Origin of the sequence: Enterobacter sp. BNK-29 (genome assembly GCF_048684785.1) — a bacterium.
In the GTDB taxonomy this organism is placed as follows: Bacteria; Pseudomonadota; Gammaproteobacteria; order Enterobacterales; family Enterobacteriaceae; genus Enterobacter; species Enterobacter cloacae_M.
The window spans coordinates 1,418,038-1,440,820 of the sequence record NZ_JBLQTU010000001.1 but is presented as its reverse complement, the minus strand read 5'-3'; the positions used below and the strand labels follow the sequence as shown (position 1 = coordinate 1,440,820).

Here is a 22,783-nt window from a genome sequence, read left to right as displayed (position 1 = left end):
GCAGATGAGGGGGAAATGTTGTTACTTTGATTTAGCCTGTGCAGCCTGCTGCATCTCCTGCACTTTTTTCGCGGCAGCCTGCTGATTCTGGCGGAGGGTATCGCTGGCCGCGACAAGAAATTCCGGATGTGTGGCCAGGTAAACAGAGATGGCCTCGCCGATTTGCTCCGGATGCGCAGTGAAATACTCCTCGGCAATTTTGCCGATTTGAGCTTGCTGCTCCGGCGTGAAGGCGGGTTTTTCCTGTGCCTGGCTCAGTACAGGTGTTGAAATCGCTGTCAGCAGCACCAGCTTGGTGAAAATTGATTTGGTCAGGTTCATGTTTTAACTCACTCAATATTAGTATTTTTTGTGACGACAGGCATCACGCGCCCATAGTCATTGATGCTTTGCCAGACTAACTGGCAGTTCACCTTGTCCGGACACCAGTTGCTCTGTCGTTGGCTAAACGGAGCCACAACCCCCGCGTCATCAATCGCTTTACCGTTCACCTTGAGGTTGAATAGCGTGACGTAATAGGGAGTTTTGTTTTCAACAGTAAGACCGCCGGCGGTATGTCGCCATACAAGCTGTCGATACGCGTCTTCCGGGCTGCCCTTCAACCCGGAAGGGCGGTAGAACAGTTTGAGGTTCGACCGCACAGCCAGCTGAACCTTATCTGGTTCAGCTGCGCCTGACGGGATCGCGGCAATACTCACGGTATATAAGCTTTCACGATCGGACGGTAAATTGTCGCCGGTTTGAACGATGCGAAGCGTGTTTTCTCTGCCTGCGGCAAGTGAAAAAAGCGGAGGGGTAATCGTAAATGCTACATCGCTTGTCTGAGCATTTTCGTTGCCGAACCATATGTCTCCACGCGTAATCTTAGAATTCACCAGGTATGCGATGGCAGAACGGTTATAGACCGATACGCTTGCGCTTTTTTTCTTTTCAGAGATCACGAAACGGGTGCCGCCAACGACGACACCAGCCTGTGCAACTGAACAGAAAAACAGAATCAGAATGCACAATTTACGCATAGGTCAAAACAAACGTTGCAGAGGCATTTGCCGTACCAGCAGTAACGGTTCCACCATTAGCTACATAACGGGCGTAAAAATTCAGTGTTGCAGTCGTTTCGCCTTCGGCAGGAGTGATTTTTGCGCTCTCATCGCCAAAAGGAATAAGGCTGTAATCGGCGTTATAGATCCCCACGCCAACACCTGCCGCCGAAGATGCACCTGTCGTTAATGCGAGCAAATCAGCATTTTGGCTATCCGCTGTCCCTTCGAAATGAACGGTAACGGTTTTCACCGCTGCCGGACATTTCTCAAGATTTATGGCGAAAGGTTCGAAAACCGATCCATCGCCCGCCCTGGTAAATTGCTTACTCGCTACGCTACCTAAGTTAACGTTGAGCGTTTTCGAATCAGCGGTTACCGCACAACTGCTCTCTACAATTTTACCAAGCACATTAATTGTGCCGTCATGAGCGGTCGCACTGAATCCTGCCAGCCCGAGCAGGAGATGCGCACAAACCAACATAATACGTTTCATTGCCGCCTCCTATTGGTAATTCATATCAAAATACATAACGGCGGTGGCATCCCCGGCCGTCACGTCTGTTTTAGTTGATTTGTATCGTAAATAAAAGTCGAGGGTGTTATCGCCTTCAACCAAAGGATAAACATCCGAATCGCTATTATTAATGCTGATAGGGTTCTGGTTGGCATCTAATATCTGTACGCCAATGCCGGTCGCCATTTTACCTTCAGTCCCTTTTCCAGTGTCAGATAATGCCAATAAAGTTTGGTCACTGTTATCGCTGGTTCCACTAAAGAGGACTTTCGAGCCTGCAATATCTGCGCTACAGTCTTTTAGCTTAATATTAAACTTCGCGGCTGCCGTTGTGGTACCTACGGTTGGAAAATCCGCAGGCGAAAACTGGCCGATAGTGACATCCTGGTTGGCACTGGACGTATCCACATCGCAGGCTGAGGCGACAATGGTTCCTGTAAACTTCAGGTTGTCGGCGGCATTAGCACCCTGTATACCTATTAATAATGCTAACAGGTATGCTGGTCTGAATATATTCATTGTATTATTCCTGTTATGCAAAATCGATAACTACTGTGGCCAATGCGTTAAATACCCCTTCTTTCGGTCGATTGCCCGTAGTACTGATAGGGTAAGCCTTAAGCGTTACGGAGGCATTGCCATTACTATCAACATTGAACGGCAAAATACTATTGATATTATTAGGTTGTAGTATATTACCTTCCGCATTCGTGACTATGACGCCTACATCATTGTTGTCACTACCGATCGCATTACTGTTTCCGGCTACAGGCGTTGCTGTTAAACGTACCGACATATTCATCGCTTCTGAAATACCTGGGCCAGAGCAATGAATCGGTACATTGAAGGTTTTATCTGTAAATCCTGCCGGTTTTTGCCCTGCTGTTTTAAATGCTGAGTTCACCATGGTGCCAAAATCAATACTAATAATCTGCCCTGCATTAATAATACAACTCTGTGGAACTGTAACCGTACCCGTCAATGTATAATTAATTGTCGGGACACCAACCGGTTCACAGTACTCATCTGTTGTAAGACAAGAGTATAAACTCGCTATCGGAGTAGAAGCGAGCGATACAGTACCTACGAAAGGCTTCCTGATTCTCAAAGCAAGCTCACCATGTGAACCTGTTGCGTTCGAGTCATAATTTCTATTTATCCCACATGGATCATTAGGGACCGACATTGTTTCAACATTTGAAAATGGAACAGTACGTGTTCCAGTGCCTCCGTCAGTGCCAAAATGTGGATCGGTAATCGAAAGTTTCGCATCGAGATAATCAGAGTATATTAGCCAACCATCATCACCTGCTGATGGTAATGTGGTTGTGGTAGTCCAATGCCATTCGCGGGCTGTAGCAGGTTGAGCGCATGTACAGTTTTGAGTATATCCAGATAGTGTCCATTTATAGGCTGACCCAATAACTACTCCCGCTTTGTTTTGGTCTGGGTTCGTTACTGTAATTGTACCCACGTTGGCGGAAAGTTGATTGGTACTACCAGAGGCACCGGTGCAGTTTCCATTGGCAAAAACATTTCCACAGGAAAAAATTAATCCACCTACGATGAATATGAAATTCAATACAATTGAATTCAATATTGGTTTGTTTTTAACTAATAACATAGTCATTCCGAATTTCATAAATGAGATTACAGGCAAGTTACATTTTCTTTAACAATAGCCATTTTCAGATTATTGCTTGATAATGTGTAATTTGCGGAACATTGCTGTCTACTTTCAGAGCCCCATACTGCCTTGATCGTCCCTTTCGGCGCCAATCCAGCCAGATAAACTTCTCCATTTTCACCAACGATGCTATCACCACCGTTATCGCTGCGAGAGACCACCGTTCCGAAGGGAATCGGCTTGCCGTTATGCGTCAGTTTCAGCAGTGTACGCAGGCCTTTGTGGGCCTTAAACTCGGCGCGAACCAGAGCTCCTTTGGTCGGAACCACGTTAGTGACGGCATCGTCGATATCCAGATCATCGCCCATCGAGTTAGTATCAAGTGCCATGCGGTTCAGACGATAGGTTGTGGCGTAAGGAACGACGGCATAGCCGCGCAAATCGGTATGAACGCCAGCCTGACCTTCAACATTGACGTTATCCGCGCCAGGTGCGGCAATCAGCACGTTGGTATCGCCCAGCGGTTGGCTCAGCGTAATACCATTGCGATGCGCCACCACTCCGCCGCTCAGACCGTAGTTCACCTGCTGGTAATCGCCGTTGCTACTGTAGTTGTAGCCAGCGTTAGCGTTACCGTAACCCCCGTTGTACTGCAGGCTGGCGCTGCCGCTGGCACCGGTTCCGTGATTCTGGTAACCCTGCTGGACGCTATAGTTGAGGTTATTACTTTCTAGTAATGTACCGTTTACGCCTGCGTTTTGGGTGGTGGTGCCGTGTCTGTCCGTACTGAGACTATAAGTTGCATAAGCATTATTGTTGCTGCTTTGCGAAATATCCCCCCCAGGGGTCAGCCAGCTGCTCAGCGGAAGAGAAAGATTCAGCGCGTAAATCTGATCGCTCTCCGGCGCGCCCGCATTCTTGTTGTAGTTGTACGACAGGCTATATGAAATCCCTGCATACGTGCCGCTATAGCCAACCTGCATTAGCGTATCGGTGTCATCGGTGTTCCAGTAGCTTTGCTGGCTGCCCGTAACAAATATGGAACCATAATCATTTAACTGTTGTGAGACGTTCAGCTGTACTTTGCCGCGTTTGCTGTAGTAAAGGTTGTAGTAGCTGGCCCAGACAGGAGTATCTTGTTTATCGTCATCATCGTCGAAATCAGCGGTGTAGCCATCCATATGCTTATAAGCCGTATCATCCAGGGTATAGAAACCTGATGTGGAGTAACGGTAACCGAGCAGCTGGAAGTTGGTGCCAAAATCGTTAAGCGATTTTGCGTACAGGAAACGAACCGACTGACCATCATGGGTGCTGTCGTCTGCCAGGGTACTGTGAGCCTGAGTGACATCGACGGAAATTGCGCCGAAGTTCCCCATGTTGACACCACCACCCAGCGCGAATGCGGCGTAATCTTCGGATAACTGGCTACCGCCATAGGCGGTGAAGCCGTGAGGTAAACCCCAAGACAATGTGCCCTGCACAAAATTCATATCATCTTGCTGATCGCTGTTACCACGGTATTCCGCAGCGGTGGCAGCGTATTTCACCCTTCCTTCACGCTGGAGAACTGGAACGGCGGAGTAAGGCACGGAATAACTGGTTACGCTACCGTCAGACTCTTTGACTTCAACGGTTAAGTCACCGCTTGAAGAGGTGGGGAACAGATCATCAATAGCAAATGCACCAGGCGTAACGTAACTTTGATAAATGACATAGCCGTTCTGTTTGATCGTGACCTGGGCATTGCTTTTGGCAATACCGCGGATTGTCGGCGCGAACCCTCTCAGGCTGTCCGGTAGCATGTTGTCATCAGACGCCAACTGCACGCCACGAAACGGCACGCTATCGAAGATGTCCGACGGCGTGTAGCTGTCACCCATTGTCAACTCGCTCTTCAGCGGAATGATCGCGCGCTGGACATAGGTGCTAATGTGATCCCACTTGCTCTTCTCGTCTCTGTTGGAACTGTCGTAATTCCAGGATGAGTAATCGCGTAGGCGCCATGGACCCAGATTAAGCCCACTGTTTAACCCAAGGAAATAGTTATTATCCGAGTTGCCGCCCTCAGTGCGGTCCTGGCTGTTCGAGCCGGTGAATTGATAGTTCACCAGCAGAGCATTGATACCGTCATCCCATTCCTCTGAGGGAATATATCCGCGAGCATTGTTATTCATTGCCGCCTGCGGAATACTTATGTCTAATTTCTGGTGCTCAAAATCAAACGAGCTTGATGCCGAAGGAATCGTTTTTTCGATATCAACACAGCTGTCCGCCGGTGCTTTTGGTAAATCCGGAATAGCTTTGATATTAACACCCATATTCTGCAGCGCGTTTGGCGTGAGGCAGGCGATAAGTCCGGTGTCGTCAGATGAACTTTTATCATTTTTTCCACGGGCATTGAAGGTAACATCCCGGGTAGCAAGGAATGAGCCGTTCAGCCAAATTTCGACACGATATTTTCCCGCCGCCTGACCATTACCTTCGAAGCGCGACAAATCCGCCACTGCAGCAGGATCGCTTGCAAGGAAAGCTGGATTGAAATAGTTCCCTGCATAACTTTGGGTAGAAAAAATTGCTGCTATCAATGCCAGAGTTATCGGTGTGAGGGAAAATGATTTTAAATTATGTTGGTTATTACACTGCATGTGTTTGCACCAGTCTTATGTATTAGCCTGCGCAGGACTGCGTAGGCGTATTTGCGCCAAAATCATTGAGCGTCTGGAACGTTATTTTTCCGTTATTCCCGCCCGGAATATCAACAGTAAGGTTGCTTTTTGGAGCGACCATAGAGTTAGGTAACTTTGTTCCGCCGGAATAAAATCTCACTAAGGTAATATAATAAGGTGAAGGGTTAGTTAGCGTAACTTTATTACCGGAAAGTTGGCAGCGAAGCGTTTTTGGCGCATCAATGGATGGCGTTGGAAGTTTTTTGGGACGAACGAATAGCTTAATTACACTTTGAGTTGCAATTTGCAGATTATTTGCTGAAATTTTTGACTTATCAACAGACGGAATCGCTTTACTGTTAAGGTAAAATACGCTTTCACGGTCTGTTGGCAAGTCTGGACCTACATACATGATTCTCAGCGTGTTCTCTTTTTTAGCATGAATGACAAAAAGGGGAGGTGTGAGAATGAAATCTGACGATTTAACTCCACTGGCATCGTTAACCCATGACTGAATTAAAAATTCTGTGCTTTCTGAAGAGTTATTAATAGGCAGAGAGACTTGTTTATCTCCTTGCGAGTAAATAACGCGAGTCGCGCCAAGTGCTACGCCACCGGCATGGGCAAATGTTGTTGAACCTAGCATTACTAACCCCACCAGGCCGGTAGCGGTTTTTTTCAAGTAAGGATATTTCATTTCTAACTCTCTAATCACTGATAATAAAGGCTAAACCAAACCTGTGTGCTGGCATCACCTGGAATGACGTTTCGACTTGTCGCCCGATAACGTGCGGTGTAATTTAATACCGTTTCACCCTCTTCTAACGGCGAATATCTAACGGGAGAGGTATTAGGAACCAGTAAATGGCCAAGGGAGTCTGAAATACCTAATCCCACGCCATTGGATGCTCCTGCGTGATTACCTGTCCGGAAAACTAGCGGGTCTTTGCTATCGCTTTCACCGGTAAACATAATCCCGACGTTTTTCATTACTTCGGTAGAACAATCTTCAAGCTTTATCCGGAAGGAATGAGGAGCATTCCATTCACCTGGAGCGCTAAATGTATTATTGCGCACCTGCCCCATTTGCACAGTCTGATCCTGGCTATCCGTTGCAACAGAACATCCTGCGTTCACCACCTCACCATAAAAATGCACGTAGCCATATTTTATATAATTATTTAACGGAGCTGCGTGAACCGAAAGGGAGAAGATAATAAAGAACGGGGTCAGGACGCTGTAAAGGTTGCGACGCATTAATTGCCGCATATTGCCTCCACTGCAAAATTATAAAAAAAGCCTCCGCGATATGCTGCGGAGGCCTGCAGCATTATTCCTGATTAGGAATAAATCACATTAAAGGTTGCTACGGCTGCAACGTTACCTGGGGTAGATGCCGCTTTAGTCGCGATATAATCCACGCTCAGTGGTACAACGTTAGAGCCGTCGGCCAGAGTAATGGAAGAGGATTTTTCACCCATTTCCAGAACTTTACCATCCGGTCCGTACAGCTGCAGAGCAACGTTTTTAGCCGCGCCAGCGCCAGCTGTGTTAGCCAGAGTACCGGCTGCGTCTGCATCTTCCTGGCCGTTAAACATTACTGCAGCAGCAGTGCTCACAGTGGTATCGCAGTCTTCCAGTTTAATCTGGAAAGCTTCTTTCTGACCGGCTGCCTGACCTGCTGTAGCCAGACGAACGGTACGGACCTGACTCAGGGTTACAGTCTGGTCAAGAGAGTCAGCAGCGACTGCACAAGCTGCGTTAACAACTTCACCAATAAAGTTAACAGTACCACCCGCTACAGTTACATCTGCAGCCTGGGCTACGGATGCTGCACCACCTGCCATCAGAGCAGTTACAACCATTGCTAATACGTGCTTTTTCATTTGTTTCTCCAAAAAAACATTAAAGATTTTTTATCGCCAGAGCCAGAAACAATACTCACTGCTTTTTTGATGGCGGCGTTATCATTTCCTTTTTGCAGCAAGTGAATACGCACTTCTAAATAATTTGGTTCTATGTATAATTAATAGAACCTCTTAATTGTATTTTGTATCCCTTACTGTTCGGGATGCATTCTTGCAGTCAGCATGTTTATTTTCAAATTCATTTTTGTCTGTTTTTGGACTAATGTGTTGTATTGTATTTGTTCTTTAAGAATTCGTTGTAGAATGAGTATGTTGAGCGAAATATCCCGCACAGGATTAAGAAATTGAATTGGGGATTCGGTGGGTTTTGCAGATTATTCAAAAAAACTAACAACTCCCCTCCGGTAAGGAGGGGAGTGACTTACGCCTCTTCCACACTTATTCGCAGCGCTGCCAGCGCTTTACGCGCCGCTTTCAGCACCTGCTCGCACTGCTCAATCGTCAGCGTCAGCGGCGGTTCAATGCGGATAGTTTTCGAGTTGTTGAGCGTTCCGGCGACCAGCACCCGCTGGCGGAACATCTCGCTCGCGAAGCTATAGCCGGTTTCGTTATCGACAAACTCAATCGCCATCAGCATCCCTTTCCCACGCGCGTCCTGCACCAGGTCCGGATACTCCCGGCCTAGCTGACGGAAGCCGTCCAGCAGCATGTCGCCTTTCTGCTCCGCCTGCGCGGGCAGGTTTTGCTCCAGCAGCACGTTGATGGTCGCCAGCGCGGCCGCACAGGCCAGCGGATTACCGCCAAAGGTGGTGGTATGCAGGAACGGGTTGTCGAACAGCACCGAGAAGACCTCTTCAGTCGCAACCGTCGCACCAATCGGCATCACGCCGCCGCCGAGCGCCTTCGCCAGGCACAGGATGTCCGGCTGAACGTTTTCGTGCTCGCAGGCAAACATTTTGCCGGTGCGGCCCATCCCGGTCTGGACTTCGTCGAGGATCAGCAGCGCGCCAAACTCATCGCATAGCTGACGCGCGGCGGGCAGATAGCCCTGCGGAGGGAGGATCACGCCGCCTTCACCCTGAATCGGCTCAAGGATCACCGCCGCCACGTCATCGCCGGTTTTACGGCATTCACTCAGCACGGTGCGCATGGCGTTGATGTCGCCAAACGGCACGTGGCGGAAGCCCGGCAGCAGCGGCATAAACGGTTTGCGGAAGGTGGATTTGGCGGTAGCAGACAGTGCGCCCAGGGATTTACCGTGGAACGCGCCGCTGGTGGCGATAAAGGTGAATTTCCCGCGCGGCGACTGGTACGCTTTGGCGAGTTTAATCGCAGCTTCGACCGATTCCGTGCCGCTGTTGCTAAAGAAGCTGTACTTCAGTTTGCCGGGCGTTAAGGCCGCCAGCGTTTTCGCGAGCATGGCGCGAAGCGGGTCGAGCAGTTCCTGGCTATGGAGAGGTTGTTTCGCAAGTTGATTCTGTACGGCGGAAACCACAACTGGATTACGGTGCCCCACGTTGAAGATACCAAAACCACCCAGGCAATCGATAAACTCCTGTCCCTGGGTGTCGACAAGCGTGTTAAGACTCCCCGCTTGCCACTCTACGGCTCCGTAATCCCCGCCGGCGGTAACAGATTTGCGATACTCCAGAAAACCTGGATTGACGTGCTCTTTAAAGTAATCGATGACCTCTCGGTTAAGTTGTTTCATCTCCTCATGATCGAGCGTTCGCTTCTCAATGAGATTCAGTGCGTGCGCGGTACAGGCAAGAGCCGAGGCGCTGGAAGGTAACCTGTTCAAAATGTGCTCCCGGGGATCGCGTATCACATGATACTGGTTTAAGTATTGCAGGGATTACGCCACTTCAGATGACTTAACGAAAATCGGGATAAACGCCAGGTTAAAATAATGTTGCACAATATTTAATCATGCCGGAGCAACCGAAACGGGATTTAGCGGTACAGGACAGAAAGGATAAATGAGGGCGGAAAACCGCATCTGCACTAAAGAAGTGCATTGGCTGCAACTTAAGTGGGCATTAACTGGTCATGCTTTATAGGTAATTTCTTTGTGAAAGTATTTGAAATCAATGAATTATAAAATCGTACAAAAAGTATGGTTTAAGTGAAATCTGCGATCTTCATCAAGTTTAACAACTAAAGATAAATTGTTTACCGCCGAAAAAACATTGACCCACAAAATTAACATTCAAATAACCTGCAAGGGATGCCCACGATGTCCTCTCCAACCTATGTCACCCAGAATGAATATCCTCTGGACGATGACACCACCTTAATGTCTACCACAGACGTCCACAGCTACATCACACACGCCAACGACACCTTTGTGCAGGTGAGCGGCTACCAGCTCGATGAGCTGACGGGCCAGCCGCACAATATGGTGCGCCACCCCGATATGCCAAAAGCCGCGTTTGCCGATATGTGGTACACGCTGCAGCAGGGCGAGCCGTGGAGCGGAATTGTCAAAAACCGGCGCAAAAACGGTGACCACTACTGGGTGCGTGCGAATGCGGTGCCGATGGTGCGCCGCGGGCAGGTGACAGGCTATATGTCCATTCGCACCAAAGCCACAGCGGAAGAGATTGCCGCCGTGGAGCCGCTCTACCGGGCGCTGAACGAAGGGCGCTGTAAAAAACGTATTCATAAAGGGCTGGTGGTTGGAAAAGGCTGGCTGGGCAAACTGCCGGCTATGCCGCTGCGCTGGCGCATGCGCAGCGTGATGGCGGCGCTTTTTGCTGTTCTCGCCGCCACGCTGATCGCGACCTCCGCCGGGTGGATGCCGCTCGCCGCAGCCGCTCTGGTCATGCTGCTGGGGACACTGCTGTTTGAGCAGCAGATTGTCCGCCCGGTAGAGAATGTGGCGCGACAGGCCCTGAAGGTCGCAACCGGAGAGCGCAACAGCGTGCAGCATCTGAACCGCAGCGACGAGCTGGGGCTGACGCTGCGCGCGGTAGGGCAGCTGGGCCTGATGTGCCGCTGGTTAATCAATGACGTGTCGAGCCAGGTGGTGAGCGTCCGTGACGGCAGCGACAGGCTGGCGCAGGGAAATGAAGATCTGAACGATCGCACGCGTCAGACCGTGGCGAACGTGCAGCAGACTGTTGCAACAATGAATCAGATGGCCGCTTCCGTTCAGAGTAACTCTGAAACCGCCGCCGAGGTGGATAAACTCTCCGTGGCCGCGAGCAGCGCGGCGACGAAAGGGGGCAACGCGATGCAGACCGTGGTGAAAACCATGGATGACATTGCCGACAGCACGCAGCGAATTGGCTCGATTACCTCCCTGATTAACGACATCGCTTTCCAGACCAATATTCTGGCGCTGAACGCGGCGGTTGAAGCGGCAAGGGCAGGAGAGCTGGGAAAAGGTTTTGCCGTGGTCGCGGGCGAAGTGCGCCATCTCGCCAGCCGAAGCGCCAGTGCCGCCAATGATATTCGTAAACTCATTGATGCCAGCGCCAGCAAGGTGCAGTCCGGCTCTGAGCAGGTTCACGCCGCAGGTCGCACGATGGATGATATTGTCGAGCAGGTGAAAAACGTGACGCAGCTTATCGCCCAGATCAGCCACGCGACCTCCGAGCAGGCAACCGGACTGTCAGAGTTGACCCGCGCGGTAGCCGAACTCGACAGCATCACGCAGAAAAACGCCGACCTGGTCGAGGAGAGCGCCCACATTTCTGCAATGGTGAAGCACCGCGCCGGACGCCTTAAGGATGCGGTGACTGTGCTCCACTGAGTCAGTAATGTTCCAAAAAAGCCGTTTATTTCGTAAGGAATAAACGGCTTTTTATTTTCTGGTTGTGACTATTAATGTATTTTATTGTTAATTTAATATTAAATAACTAAAGAAAGTGCTTCAGCTATTTATTCCTGCCTAAGTCAGTTCTTCAGAATGCTATTTCGAAAATACCCCGTTTGACGGTCTGGTAACGATCGATGAGGCCATATTAATAGCCTGCACCTATGTATTGCGGGGGTTATGAAATAAAAAAACGATCAAACTCATAAAGTTAGCGAAATCGTTACCGATAACAGCGATCGTCTGAGAAATAATCACATCGATGGAGAAAATATGTTCTTACATGACGTAAAGATCGGCACGAAATTATTTCTGGCGTTTGGGTTCTTTATTGTCCTGATGGCGATCAGCGCGAGCCTGTCTCTGCTGAGCCTGAACCGGGCTAATAACGGGATGCAATCGATTATTACCAGCGATTATCCGACCACGGTAAAAGCGAACCAGTTAATCGATAACTTCCAGGAATTTATTAGCACTCAACAGCTGATGCTGCTGGACGAGCAGGGCACTTACACGGGGCAATCTCAGCAGCGCCTGAAAGAGATCAGCGAGCGCATCACGGTGATCCTGGGTGAGCTGAACAACGCGCTGCAGGATCAGAAGTCTCAGCAGGTGCTGGCGGAGATCCGCAGCGTGCGCCAGCAGTATCTGGACTCGCGCTACCGCATTTTGCAGGCGGTGCAGAACAACAATCGTGCGGGCGCTATTCAGGAGATGATGACCACCACCCTCGCCGTGCAGCAGGCTTATAAAGCGAAGGTGAAGGAGCTGATTACCATTCAAAACAGCGAGATGCAGAGTGCCGGTGCGCAGGTGGAAGGGGATTTCAGGTCTAACCGACTGCTGCTGATCCTGCTCACGCTCTTTAGCATTGCGGCAGGCAGCCTGATTGGCTGGTTTATCGTGCGCGCTATCACTCGTCCGCTCGGCGAGGCTGTGCATTTTGCAAAAGCCATTTCTGAGGGCGATCTCACGGGCAGCATCACGCCACACGGCAAAGACGAAACGGGTCTGCTGCTGCATGCGCTGATGGAGATGAAAACGCGACTGCTGGACATCGTGCAGCAGGTGCAAACCGGCTCGGAGAATATCTCCAGTGCTGCCGCGCAGATTGTCGCCGGGAACCAGGATCTGGCCGCGCGCACGGAAGAGCAGGCAAGTTCTGTTGAACAGACCGCCGCCTCGATGGAGCAGATCACCGCGACGGTGAAAAATACCGCCTCGCATACCGGGGAAGCGACCAACCTTTCGGCGGATGCCGCCACGGTGGTTAAAAACAACGGCGAGATGATGAAGCAGGTGACCAGCAAAATGCGCCTGATTAACGAGACGTCGAACCGGATGTCCGACATTATCGACCTGATCGACGCCATTGCGTTCCAGACCAACATTCTGGCGCTGAACGCGGCGGTGGAAGCGGCGCGCGCCGGCGAGCACGGTCGCGGCTTTGCGGTGGTGGCGGGTGAAGTTCGCCAGCTTGCCCAGAAGAGTGCGTCATCTGCCAGCGAAATCCGCGAGCTGATTGAGAGCTCTACCAGTCAGACCCAGGACGGGATGAACCTGGTCGAAAAAGCGAGTGCGTTGATTAATGGGATGGTCGGCAACGTGGAAGAGATGGACGCGATCCTGCGCGAAATTCGCCAGGCCAGCCACGAGCAGACGGAAGGTATCTCGCAGATTAACAGCGCGATTGGCCTGATTGATGCCACCACCCAGCAGAACTCCGCGCTGGTGGAGGAGTCCGTCGCGGCGGCAGCATCGCTTAACGAACAGGCGATGCACCTGAAGGAGCTGGTACGCGTCTTCCGCGTGAGCGAGCACGCTCCGGCTTAGTCCAGCTGGGAGATCTCGAGCGCCGCGCGGTCAATAACGCCGATAATCTGCTTGAGCTGCGCGTCGCTGAGCTCTCCCTGATTCACCTTCAGGTCTAACACCGCTTTGAAGTTATCCAGCGCCCGCTTCATCTGCGGGTTTTTGCGCAGCTGAAAACCGACGGAACGCGCTTTGATACGCACCTGGATCTGTTCCAGCTGCTCCCGGTTTTCGTCCAGCCAGCGTTGTCCTTCAGCGGTAATCGTAATCGTCTTACGACCGTTCTCTTCTTCCGTAATGGTTATAAAGGTTTGATCCTGAAGATAATCCAGGGTCGGGTAGATCACGCCTGGGCTCGGGGTGTAATTCCCCTGAGTCAGATTCTCGATCTCTTTGATCAGCTCGTAGCCGTGGCTCGCGCTGCGGGTCAGGATATCCAGAATCACCAGCCGCAGATCGCCGTGGCCGAAAAATCGCGGTCGGCGCCCGCCGCTGTCGTGTTCGTGTCGCATAGTAGCTCTCTCAATTTGATATATCTAAACTATATCTAAGATATATTCAGATGCAATCTAAAAGATCTTGCATTTTTTCTTATTAGTAATCATTATCATTTGAAAATTGATTTAGATATATCGTATTCACCAGAGAAGGGGCTAAAAATGGCATCTACCCGTTACCCACAGCGTGTTCGTAATGACCTGCGCTTTCGCGAGCTGACGGTGCTCCGCGTTGAGCGCGCCAGCGCGGGTTTCCAGCGCATTGTTTTAGGCGGCGAGCAGCTGGAGGGCTTTAGTTCCCGCGGTTTCGACGACCATACAAAAGTCTTTTTCCCGGCCCCTGGAACGGTGTTTGTGCCGCCGGTGGTCACCGATGAAGGCATCGACTGGGGCGACGGCGTACGTCCTCAGACGCGCGACTATACGCCGCTGTACGACGAGGCAAACCATGAGCTGGTGCTCGATTTCTTCGTTCATGACGGCGGCATTGCCAGCCGTTGGGCGGTCAAGGCGAAAGCGGGAGACAGGCTGACCATCGGCGGTCCGCGCGGTTCGCTGGTGGTGCCGGAGGATTACGCCTGGCAGCTGTACGTGTGCGACGAGTCCGGCATGCCCGCGCTGCGTCGACGCTTAGAGAGCATTGCCAAACTGCCGGTTCGCCCGGAAATTCATGCGGTTGTGACGGTCGGGGACGACTCTTATAAGGACTATCTGGCGCACCTGAGCGAATTCAACATCACCTGGGTTGTAGGCCACAGCGAGCAGGCGGTAGCGGACCATCTGGCGGCGCTGGCCGTTCCTGGTGAAGATTACTTCATCTGGCTGACCGGGGAAGGGAAGGTAGTGAAGACGCTGAGCCGTCAGTTTGAAACCGACGCGATTGACCCTCAACTGGTGCGTGCCAGCGCATACTGGCACGCCAAATAATCAGGCGGCGGAATCCAGCTGCGCTTCGCTCACCTGATGTTCGAGCGAGGCGCGGACCTCGTGCAGGGCTTTCTCCTGCTGAGCGAAGTATGCTTCCATATTGTTCAGCGACGAGACCAGAAGCCAGGACTCCTCTTTCTCCAGCTCCGCCAGCTCGTTCACTAAAATGTCGATTTGCTCGCGAACCTGCGCCATTTTTTTGCGGATACGTTCCAGATCGTTCAGCCTGTCGCTTGCCATCAATGGCTCAAAGCCCTGCTGCAGCCGGGCCACCAGTGAGCGAATGGTTTTAACGTCGCCACGCTGCTTCGCCTGGTTGAGCTGGACCATCATCGCGTTAGCTTCCTCTTTCAGGTCGTCCGCCACCAGATCCGGATGGCAGAGCTTGCTCGCCTGCCGCCAGAGGCGCTTGAGCTCGTTCCGATCCTCTTCCGAAAGATCCTTGCCCTTGCGCAGCCGCACTTCGGCATCGTGATGCTGCTCGCGATATTTCTCGTACTCTTCGTTAGCGTCGTCGCGCGCCTGACGCGCAGGCTCCTCTTCGCGCGTTAAGCCGCTCTCCAGCTCCAGCGCTTCGGCCAGCAGGTTGGCAATCAGATTGCTTTGCTGTTCAAGATGCTTGCGCGCCTCAGCGGCCTGCACGGAGTCGGCCGGGAGATCGCGCCAGCGCTGGGTGAGCGTTGCCAGCACCTCTACCGCCTGCGCCATATAGCGCTGGCAGCGACGGTAATCTTCCTCACGGCGGCGCGCTTCCGCCTGCTGACGGCGCAGGTTTAGCTCGGCCAGCGTTTTGCGCAGGGCGAGGATCTGCTGCATCAGCGGCCCGAGGCGAGAGAAATAGAGATCGTTGAACTCGTCAAGCTGCTGCACCCGGGCGTTGCGGCGGTCAATCAGATCGCGCAGACGTTCTTCCAGCGCCTTCAGCTCCAGCTTGCTGGCGGCCACCTGCGGATCGCGCCATTGGGTCACGGCGCGCTGGCCCTGCAGCCAGGTGGTAATTGCCGCCATCGCAGCGGTGTAGTTCTTCTTTTCAAGCGCCACGACGATTGCCTGTAGCTCATCGTCAAACGCTTCATTTTTCAGCCGTGTCAGCTGGCTCTGGATGATGTCGTCATCTTCCAGTTCAATGGCATTTTTAATGATTTCTAGCCGTTTGATCGGTGTGCTCATGATGCCTTTCGCTTTGGCGCTTAAGTATTTGAGTTAAGGTTAGTTGTTGTAAAAGCTACAGGAAATAATACACACGGATGATGATCGGCGCGATGGGGGATTTCTTTAGTTTTTAGGGTTTGTGAGTAAAGAGACAGGATGGTTTGCGTTCCCCGTTCCCCGTTCCCGCTCTGCCAATGCTTCCACGCTTCGCCATGGGGTTCGCAGCGCTTTCCGTGCCTGAGGAGCATCATATAGCAATGGATATTTCATTGTACAAATCGTATTCGTGAATTCCTCAAAATCCAACGTCACGCTCATTTTTATTACACTAAACCTAAATTTATTTTTTTTAGTTGACCTTTATATCTATGAGTGATTTGTTAATAACATTCCGGGATGTTAATGCCCCGGCATTGTCTTCCGGGAAATAAGAAATGGTATATATAAAGGTAACGGTATGCGATTTTTAAAATATATAATTATTCCAGCAATAGTGAGTCTTTCTGGCTGTAGCACTTTCTTTCCTGAGCCGAAAATGTACACGCCTCCTCCGAATAGCGAGGATGTGGCTAAGATTCGCCTCATTGGCCCGCCGATGAGTTATGGCATCTATCAGTATGATAAAACAGGTAAAGAAACTGGTGGGTGGGTACTTAAGCACAATCGTTATCTGAACCCTTTCCTTGGGTCGACAAAAGATATTGGTCTCCCTAAAGTGACGGGCAAGAAATATGATAAAGACTATTTTGAAACGCTGATTGTGCCAGACGAAAAAACGACTGTTCAGCACGCTTTATACCAGGGATGTAATGTATCGCTCACCTTCACGCCAGAAAAGAAAAAGATTTACGAAGGGCATATTAGCTATAGCGATAAAACGGGATATTGCGTGCTTTATATGAAAGAAGTCGCGCTGGATACCGTCAATGGTATTTATATTGAAAAGGATTTTGTACAGTGATAACCATGAATGTCTTAGGCGTGGCGTTAGTCTGTCTCCTGAGCACCTCTTGTGCATCAAACTACGATGGAACTAAGGCAACAAGCCTGGCGCAGTATTCTGAAAAAGAGATCAAGCAGAAGCTGATCCCGGAGGTCACGACCCGCAAAGATGTACTGATTGCTTTTGGCGTGCCTGCCAATACGGCTGACTACAATAATACGCGCCACTGGGAATATACGTCGCAGATCCTCGACCGTCGTATCTATCTCATCATTCCACTTAATCTGGACCGCAAGCAGCAGCTGTCCGTTGATTTTTCTGATAAAGGAATTCTGACTTCATACAACTACATCGAAAAATAACGTTTAAAATCAATCAAAAGGCTGGCGAGCGTCGTCAGCCTTGAATCTTGCAGCCTCAGCTAACCTCGCTGTAAATCCCCACCACGCGACCCACCGTTTTTATCTCGTCGATACCGCATTCAAACGGAACCTTGCCGCCCGCCACGTGGAGTTTTTTACCCGGCAGCAGCGTGAGGTCGCGGATGCTGGCGGTGCCTTCAATCTCAACCAGCCACACGCCGTCGGTTAACGATGCTTCTTTTTCAATAAAGTGCAGCTTCCCCTCCGCCCGAACGGCGATGCCGCGAGCCAGCGGTTTGCTAAAGAAACCAGAGTCAATGCTCAAAATAGTATTTTCTTCCAGCCTTCCATCACTCAGTGTGAATGTGGAAACCGAAACCGGATCGCCCGGCGCGGGGTTACCTTCAAACTGCGCGCCTTGTCCGGTCATCAGCCAGCGAAGGCTGGCGCCGGTGTCCAGCGCGCACTGAACCGCAAAGTCGTAAGAGACGGTACCGCGCGCGTAGCGGTTCTGAAGCGAGCTGGCGGCGATACTAAAGTGCCGGGCCAGCTGGATTTTCTGCGTGAAACCATATACCTGACAGATTCTATCGAGTAACTCTTCATTATTCACTTGAGAATCTAAAATCAAAATATATTCCTTTGGGTGTTTACTAATACTCATTTGGGTATTAGTATCATTACAAATTCGGGCAATCAGCGGCAGACGTTGGCAAACAGAGGCTAATGATTGCAGACATTATCAAAATGGGAATCATGCAGCATGGCATCTGAAATCGCAATCATCAAACGGCGGAAAATACCGTGCTGTGCCCGTTTTCAGCGCACTAGCGTGCGTGAATTTACGCGAGGGGAGATATGGCGATAGAAGCTGCCCGTGCAAGGGTTCCACTTAGCGTGGGAGCGCGTCTTAGCGGGCTTAACCACGTCGCTGAACTGCGCGCCCGATACGGGGGCGATAGCGGAAAAGATCTGGCGCGGTTTATGGCTGAAATGCGCGATAAGCGCGATCCCTGTTTTGAGGAGAACAGCAGGGCGCTGGCCGCCCTCTTTTTCCTGGCGAGATTGCCCGTCGCCCGCCACGAGTGCGATATCAGCGAGCTGACGACCGAAGAGAAACGGGCGCTAATTAACGCCATGAACCATTTTCGTGCTGTTGTGAGTTTATTCCCTGAACGGCTGACCATGCCGCTATAACCCAACCCAAAAACTAATGGCGTAAACCCGCCGGGCACCCTATTGCCTGAAATTAAGGAGAACGCGTGATGCGAAACAGTGAAAACCGCCCTTATCCGATCGGAAGTGAAGAACTGAAACGCCTGCTGGCAGAGGCAAAAACAGAGGAACGATGCGCGCGAGCCCTCGCGGTCTCCCTGCGCCTGGAGGCGCTGGCGAGCCATATCTACAAAACCGGCATGAGCGGCGAAGACGTTGCCGAACTGCTGTGTCACGAGGCGGCTCGCTACGAGCGCGAATCCCAGGAGCTGCACTGATGGCCGATTTTATCGATCTTGCGCAGGCGCGCGAGCTGGAAGACAGAGAGCGATACATTAATCGCGCCCGCAGACGGCCCGCATCGCCTTCGCGTTTCCTCTGCGAGGACTGCGAGGCGCCAATTCCGGAGGTGCGCCGAATAGCGGTGCCTGGCGTAGCCCTGTGCGTGACCTGCCAGGAGATCGCGGAGATGAAAAATAAACACGTCCGGGGAGGATAAGTTGGCTACGTCATTTGCTTATCCGTGGAATGCCCCACGGTCGGCCATTGCCAGCCCTTATCTCACCCATGCCCAACAGCAGCGCCGCGATCGCCTTTTCGCGGCGCTGCAGCAGGCAAGAATTGCCCTTTCACAGCAGCCCGACTGCGTACGCTTCGAAATCTGGCGCACGGTTGACGCCCTCGAACAGCATCGGGGCAGCCCGCAGGCTAACGCCTTTTTGATCCGCTTCTGCAAAAGGATGTTACCTCGCCTGCGGCGGGTCTCCGATCGCTATGCCTGCACAGGCCTGCACGACGAAGTCTCCAGGGCCGTGTTCGACGGCCATTTCGACACTCAGCTTTTGCAATACCTCGCCTCGCGGATGGTCGAACTGGTGGCCCGCTATAACCGCCTTCCGGATATGTCCCGCGCGGACATCGACCTGCTGGCCGCAGATATCGCCAGCTTTATTCGCGGCGAGCTGGCGAATATTAACGATGCTGAAATGGGCGAATACCAGACGCTGTACGTCTGGTATCAGCGCGCCGGACTGATCGCCCGACAGTTCAACGTGTCGCCACCGCACTGGGAGCGGGTGTCGAAGACATTTTTCAACAAAGATGACGTTGCCGCGGCGGTGATCCGCATGTTTTCCGAGGCGTGGTGGCGCGGGCGTCTGCGTCGGATCGCGGCTGCCTGGCGCGAGCATTTGCAGATTGCCCTCGGCAACGTCAGCAAACGGAGAGCGGCGTATGCGAGCAAACGCTGCGTGACCGAGTGGCGCGAGCAGAAGCGCCGCACGCGCGAATTTCTCAAGGGCATGGAGCTGGAAGATGAAGAGGGCAACCGCATCAGCCTGATTGAAAAATACGACAGCTCGGTGGCCAACCCGGCGATACGTCGCTGTGAACTGATGACCCGCATCCGCGGATTTGAAAATATCTGTGAGTCGCTGGGCTACGTGGGCGAGTTCTATACCTTAACCGCGCCCGCGCAGTATCACGCGACGCTGAAATCAGGCTTCCCCAACGCGAAGTGGAACGGGGCCAGCCCGGCGGATACGCAAATCTACTTTACCCGCCTGTGGGCGCGTATCCGCGCAAAACTGCACCGGGACGGGCGCCGTATCTTTGGTATCCGCGTTGCGGAACCCCATCACGACGGTACGCCCCACTGGCACATGCTGATGTTTATGCTGCCGGAAGACGTCGAATACGTTCGCCGGATTATCGGGGACTACGCGCGGCAGGAGGAGAACGCTGAGCTGCAGAGCGAAAGCGCCAGACTGGCGCGCTTTCACGCGGACGCGATCGATCCGCAGAAAGGCAGCGCTACCGGCTATATCGCCAAATACATCTCAAAGAATATCGACGGCTATGCGCTCGATGGCGAGACCGATAGCGAAAGCGGTGGATTGCTGAAGGAGACGGCGTCCGCCGTGTCGGCCTGGGCGGGGCGCTGGCACATTCGCCAGTTTCAGTTCATCGGCGGCGCGCCGGTAACGGTCTACCGCGAGCTGCGGCGTCTGGTGGATACCGAGGCCGCGCGCGGTCTGAGCGTTGAATTTGCCGCCGTCCAGGAGGCTGCCGACGCCGGGGACTGGGCGGGTTACGTTACCGCGCAGGGCGGGCCGTTTGTGCGTCGCGATGATTTACAGGTGCGCACGCTGTATGAGCCGCGCGCCGGGTTTAACCAGTACGGCGAGGAAACGGTCCGCATCCGCGGCGTGTACGATTCCGCCGTTGGCGCGGGCAGCCCAGTTTTAACCCGGCTCACGCAGTGGAAAATTGTGCCGAAGCGGGCCGCGGAGCTTAAGGATGCGCCCGTATCCTCTCGGAGCTCTGTCAATAACTGTACGCAGACCGATCTTTCTCAACCCTTCAGCCGACGTGCGAGGCGAGCGTTAACCGAACGCATCAAATTCATCCGCCCTGGCGCGTCGTCGCCCGTCGTCTTCGCGAGCGATCCGCAGAACGGCGTACCGGAGAAGGTGATCGATGAGATACGGCTCGCCACCGGGATAGCCATCAGCCGGGCAGAAGCCCTGCATCTTATGGCGGGAGGCATCAGCCGCTTTAACGATAAATGGTGCAGGGGCGCAGCCGACGGATCGCTATTTCCGGCACCGTGTTCTTACCAGCAAAAGGCGCGGAAAATCCTTGAACGTATTGGGTATTTAACGGATCTCTTCGCTCAGGGAGCCCGCTAATCTCCATCCATATCATGTACATACCGTGAAGGGTTCTGATTTTTCGCTTCACTCTTTTTATGAATACGTGCTACTGTATGTTTATACAGTATCTCGTGGTGGAGGTTGTGTGGACAGAGAGTTGAACGAGCAGGTCATGATTGAACGAGTCGAGCTGATTGCGCGACTGACGACGGAAGGAACGTGTCAGGAAAGAGATCGTGAGATTGCCCTGAATTTGATTGCTGAGATTGCGAGGGGAAATTTAATCAAGAACAACGCATTTACCGTTGTGTTCTCAGCATCGCCTGTTCCGGAACGAATCAAAAAAGAGGGCAACGTTCGGGTGAACATTACTCTCGATAAAGATCAGCAGATTGGCCATGCCGTCGTGGAGGCCTTTCAGTGCGAACTGACCCGCAGAATACGATCCCTGTTTCCGTCATCGCGGGTGAACGTGAAAATCGGATCGGTGACGGGGGTCGAGCTCCAGGGGCTTGAAAAAGAAGCCGATCGCGAGGCGCTGGACGCTATCCTCCGGGAAGTCTGGGAAGACGAGAGCTGGCGCTAGCCCCGGCGTCATCACCCGTACCAACACCCTCATTCCTGTTTTGCGCTTCCGTTGAACCACGCTTCGCCGCTCGCGGACGATCTGTTGTGCCTGCGATTGTCCATCTGCCAGCGATAGCGAAAAGCCTGCTGGCCCGGGAAACTCTACGGTACCTGGAAACCGGATGTTGGGAGCGTCTGATGAAAATCTATGCAATGCAGGGGGACACGCTTGATGCCGTTTGCGCTCGCTTTTATGGGCGCACGGCTGGCGTCGTTGAAGCCGTTCTGAAGGCCAATCCTGGCCTCGCGGAGTTAGGCGTTATCTTGCCTCACGGCACGCCGGTAGAGATGCCGGAGGTGAATAGCGCCCCCACAAAAGAATCCGTAAACCTATGGGACTGAGCCTGGAGAAAATCACCACGTTTATCGCCTACTGGCTGGCCGTGGCGCTGGCCTGGTTCGGGGCGATGTCTCCTGAAAAAGTCGCGCTGTACGTGGGGAGTTTGTGCGCCATTTTTACCGCGCTGACGAATTACTGGTTTAAGCGCAAAACCTGGCGCTATCTCCAGTCTCTTGGCCTCGATAAGAAGAGCATTCGTGAACTCAATCATTAAGCGTTGCAGCGTCGCCGGCGTGCTGGCCCTGGCGGTGCTGATGCCTGACTTTCGATTACTGAAAACGTCCCCGGAAGGATTGGCGTTGATTGCCGATCTCGAAGGATGTCGCCTCTCGCCCTACCGGTGTAGCGCCGGCGTATGGACGTCCGGCATTGGCCACACGGCAAACGTTGTGCCGACGCGGGACATTACCGAGCGTGAGGCTGCGGTAAATCTGGTCGCTGATGTGCTCAACGTTGAGCGGCGTCTGGCGGCGTGTGCGCCGGTAGAGATGCCGCCCCGGGTCTATGACGCGCTGGTGAGTTTTACCTTTAATGTCGGCGCAGGCGCCGCCTGCCGTTCGGCGCTGGTGTCCTTTATCAAACGTAAACAGTGGCCGCAGGCATGCGGGCAGCTTACCCGCTGGGTGTACGTCAACGGCGTCAAAAATGCCGGTCTGGAAAATCGTCGCGTCCGCGAGAAGGCCTGGTGCATGAAGGGGCTGCCGTGAGAACGC

Annotated in this window: 26 protein-coding genes; 13 read left to right on the top strand and 13 right to left on the bottom strand. The window is 52.5% G+C overall.

The features are described 5' to 3' along the window. Positions 1-21: 21 nt before the first annotated feature. The 10 genes from ACMGGX_RS06810 to ygjG all read right to left on the bottom strand — a co-directional run bounded on the left by ACMGGX_RS06810 (position 22) and on the right by ygjG (position 9,522). The gene (locus tag ACMGGX_RS06810) at positions 22-321 is read right to left on the bottom strand and encodes a hypothetical protein (protein WP_348561728.1); all 300 of its coding nucleotides are present in this window, start codon (positions 319-321) and stop codon (positions 22-24) included. A gap of 8 nt (positions 322-329) precedes the next feature. After that, positions 330-1,019 (bottom strand): fimbria/pilus periplasmic chaperone, encoded by a 690-nt coding sequence (locus ACMGGX_RS06805; RefSeq protein WP_420298213.1) that lies wholly within the window; start codon positions 1,017-1,019, stop codon positions 330-332. Continuing rightward, entirely contained in the window at positions 1,012-1,536 is a 525-nt protein-coding gene (locus ACMGGX_RS06800) for a fimbrial protein (RefSeq protein ID WP_249414591.1), read from the bottom strand. Before ACMGGX_RS06800 ends, ACMGGX_RS06805 begins: the two co-directional genes overlap by 8 nt. A 9-nt stretch (positions 1,537-1,545) precedes the next feature. Further along, positions 1,546-2,076, bottom strand: a complete 531-nt coding sequence (locus tag ACMGGX_RS06795) for a fimbrial protein (RefSeq protein WP_348561729.1) — start codon at positions 2,074-2,076, stop codon at positions 1,546-1,548. Positions 2,077-2,089: 13 nt separating this feature from the next. Further along, a complete protein-coding gene (locus ACMGGX_RS06790; RefSeq protein ID WP_348561730.1) occupies positions 2,090-3,187 on the bottom strand; it encodes a fimbrial protein in 1,098 nt (365 codons plus the stop codon). Between the two features lie 20 nt (positions 3,188-3,207). Beyond that, positions 3,208-5,832, bottom strand: a complete 2,625-nt coding sequence (locus tag ACMGGX_RS06785; protein WP_420298212.1) for a fimbrial biogenesis usher protein — start codon at positions 5,830-5,832, stop codon at positions 3,208-3,210. A 22-nt stretch (positions 5,833-5,854) separates the two neighbouring features. Beyond that, a complete protein-coding gene (locus tag ACMGGX_RS06780; RefSeq protein WP_407065672.1) occupies positions 5,855-6,550 on the bottom strand; it encodes a fimbria/pilus periplasmic chaperone in 696 nt (231 codons plus the stop codon). Positions 6,551-6,564: 14 nt separating this feature from the next. Then, entirely contained in the window at positions 6,565-7,122 is a 558-nt protein-coding gene (locus ACMGGX_RS06775) for a fimbrial protein (RefSeq protein ID WP_420298211.1), read from the bottom strand. Positions 7,123-7,193: 71 nt separating this feature from the next. Next, on the bottom strand, positions 7,194-7,739 hold the full coding sequence (locus ACMGGX_RS06770) for a fimbrial protein BcfA (protein WP_181593882.1): 546 nt from the start codon (positions 7,737-7,739) through the stop codon (positions 7,194-7,196). A gap of 403 nt (positions 7,740-8,142) precedes the next feature. Then, positions 8,143-9,522, bottom strand: coding sequence for a putrescine aminotransferase (gene ygjG / locus ACMGGX_RS06765; RefSeq protein ID WP_420298210.1), 1,380 nt, complete (start codon positions 9,520-9,522; stop codon positions 8,143-8,145). 435 nt (positions 9,523-9,957) lie between these two features. On the opposite strand from ygjG, the gene ACMGGX_RS06760 reads away from it, so the two are divergent. Together ACMGGX_RS06760 and ACMGGX_RS06755 are read left to right on the top strand one after the other, a co-directional pair. Beyond that, positions 9,958-11,478, top strand: a complete 1,521-nt coding sequence (locus ACMGGX_RS06760; protein ID WP_420298209.1) for a methyl-accepting chemotaxis protein — start codon at positions 9,958-9,960, stop codon at positions 11,476-11,478. 336 nt (positions 11,479-11,814) lie between these two features. Next, positions 11,815-13,374, top strand: coding sequence for a methyl-accepting chemotaxis protein (locus tag ACMGGX_RS06755; protein WP_420298208.1), 1,560 nt, complete (start codon positions 11,815-11,817; stop codon positions 13,372-13,374). Here the strand turns inward: ACMGGX_RS06755 and ACMGGX_RS06750 are convergent. After that, the gene (locus ACMGGX_RS06750) at positions 13,371-13,865 is read right to left on the bottom strand and encodes a PadR family transcriptional regulator (RefSeq protein WP_029741394.1); all 495 of its coding nucleotides are present in this window, start codon (positions 13,863-13,865) and stop codon (positions 13,371-13,373) included. The two genes, ACMGGX_RS06755 and ACMGGX_RS06750, sit on opposite strands and share 4 nt — an antisense overlap. Positions 13,866-14,012: 147 nt before the next feature. Between ACMGGX_RS06750 and ACMGGX_RS06745 the strand changes: the two genes are divergently transcribed. Then, positions 14,013-14,777 carry a siderophore-interacting protein gene (locus ACMGGX_RS06745; RefSeq protein WP_420298207.1) on the top strand — a complete coding sequence of 255 codons (765 nt, stop codon included), beginning with the start codon at positions 14,013-14,015 and terminating at the stop codon, positions 14,775-14,777. On the opposite strand, the gene ACMGGX_RS06740 is transcribed toward ACMGGX_RS06745, so the two are convergent. Beyond that, positions 14,778-15,947: a DNA repair protein gene (locus ACMGGX_RS06740; protein WP_420298206.1), complete on the bottom strand. Its 1,170-nt coding sequence runs from the start codon at positions 15,945-15,947 to the stop codon at positions 14,778-14,780. It abuts the gene before it with no gap. Positions 15,948-16,386: 439 nt separating this feature from the next. Between ACMGGX_RS06740 and ACMGGX_RS06735 the strand changes: the two genes are divergently transcribed. Both ACMGGX_RS06735 and ACMGGX_RS06730 read left to right on the top strand, forming a co-directional pair. Then, a complete protein-coding gene (locus tag ACMGGX_RS06735) occupies positions 16,387-16,890 on the top strand; it encodes a hypothetical protein (protein WP_029741396.1) in 504 nt (167 codons plus the stop codon). Next, positions 16,887-17,234, top strand: coding sequence for a hypothetical protein (locus ACMGGX_RS06730; protein WP_420298205.1), 348 nt, complete (start codon positions 16,887-16,889; stop codon positions 17,232-17,234). Before ACMGGX_RS06735 ends, ACMGGX_RS06730 begins: the two co-directional genes overlap by 4 nt. A gap of 55 nt (positions 17,235-17,289) precedes the next feature. Here ACMGGX_RS06730 and ACMGGX_RS06725 read toward each other — a convergent pair whose 3' ends face one another. Next, entirely contained in the window at positions 17,290-17,865 is a 576-nt protein-coding gene (locus tag ACMGGX_RS06725; RefSeq protein ID WP_348561735.1) for a phage repressor protein CI, read from the bottom strand. Positions 17,866-18,092: 227 nt separating this feature from the next. Between ACMGGX_RS06725 and ACMGGX_RS06720 the strand changes: the two genes are divergently transcribed. The 8 genes from ACMGGX_RS06720 (at position 18,093) to ACMGGX_RS06685 (ending at position 22,777) form a co-directional block, all read left to right on the top strand. Continuing rightward, positions 18,093-18,431, top strand: coding sequence for a DUF5347 domain-containing protein (locus ACMGGX_RS06720; protein ID WP_348561736.1), 339 nt, complete (start codon positions 18,093-18,095; stop codon positions 18,429-18,431). Between the two features lie 68 nt (positions 18,432-18,499). Continuing rightward, positions 18,500-18,727, top strand: coding sequence for a DUF2732 family protein (locus ACMGGX_RS06715; protein WP_023309252.1), 228 nt, complete (start codon positions 18,500-18,502; stop codon positions 18,725-18,727). Beyond that, a complete protein-coding gene (locus ACMGGX_RS06710) occupies positions 18,727-18,948 on the top strand; it encodes a TraR/DksA family transcriptional regulator (protein WP_420298204.1) in 222 nt (73 codons plus the stop codon). Before ACMGGX_RS06715 ends, ACMGGX_RS06710 begins: the two co-directional genes overlap by 1 nt. A 1-nt stretch (position 18,949) precedes the next feature. Continuing rightward, positions 18,950-21,139: a replication endonuclease gene (locus ACMGGX_RS06705; RefSeq protein WP_420298203.1), complete on the top strand. Its 2,190-nt coding sequence runs from the start codon at positions 18,950-18,952 to the stop codon at positions 21,137-21,139. A gap of 109 nt (positions 21,140-21,248) precedes the next feature. Continuing rightward, positions 21,249-21,689, top strand: a complete 441-nt coding sequence (locus ACMGGX_RS06700; protein ID WP_029741403.1) for a DinI-like family protein — start codon at positions 21,249-21,251, stop codon at positions 21,687-21,689. A gap of 179 nt (positions 21,690-21,868) precedes the next feature. Beyond that, positions 21,869-22,072: a tail protein X gene (locus tag ACMGGX_RS06695; protein WP_023309248.1), complete on the top strand. Its 204-nt coding sequence runs from the start codon at positions 21,869-21,871 to the stop codon at positions 22,070-22,072. After that, entirely contained in the window at positions 22,063-22,284 is a 222-nt protein-coding gene (locus ACMGGX_RS06690; protein ID WP_029741404.1) for an HP1 family phage holin, read from the top strand. The genes ACMGGX_RS06695 and ACMGGX_RS06690 overlap by 10 nt, the downstream gene beginning before the upstream one ends. Next, a complete protein-coding gene (locus ACMGGX_RS06685) occupies positions 22,268-22,777 on the top strand; it encodes a lysozyme (protein ID WP_348561739.1) in 510 nt (169 codons plus the stop codon). The genes ACMGGX_RS06690 and ACMGGX_RS06685 overlap by 17 nt, the downstream gene beginning before the upstream one ends. The last annotated feature ends 6 nt before the right edge of the window (positions 22,778-22,783 follow it).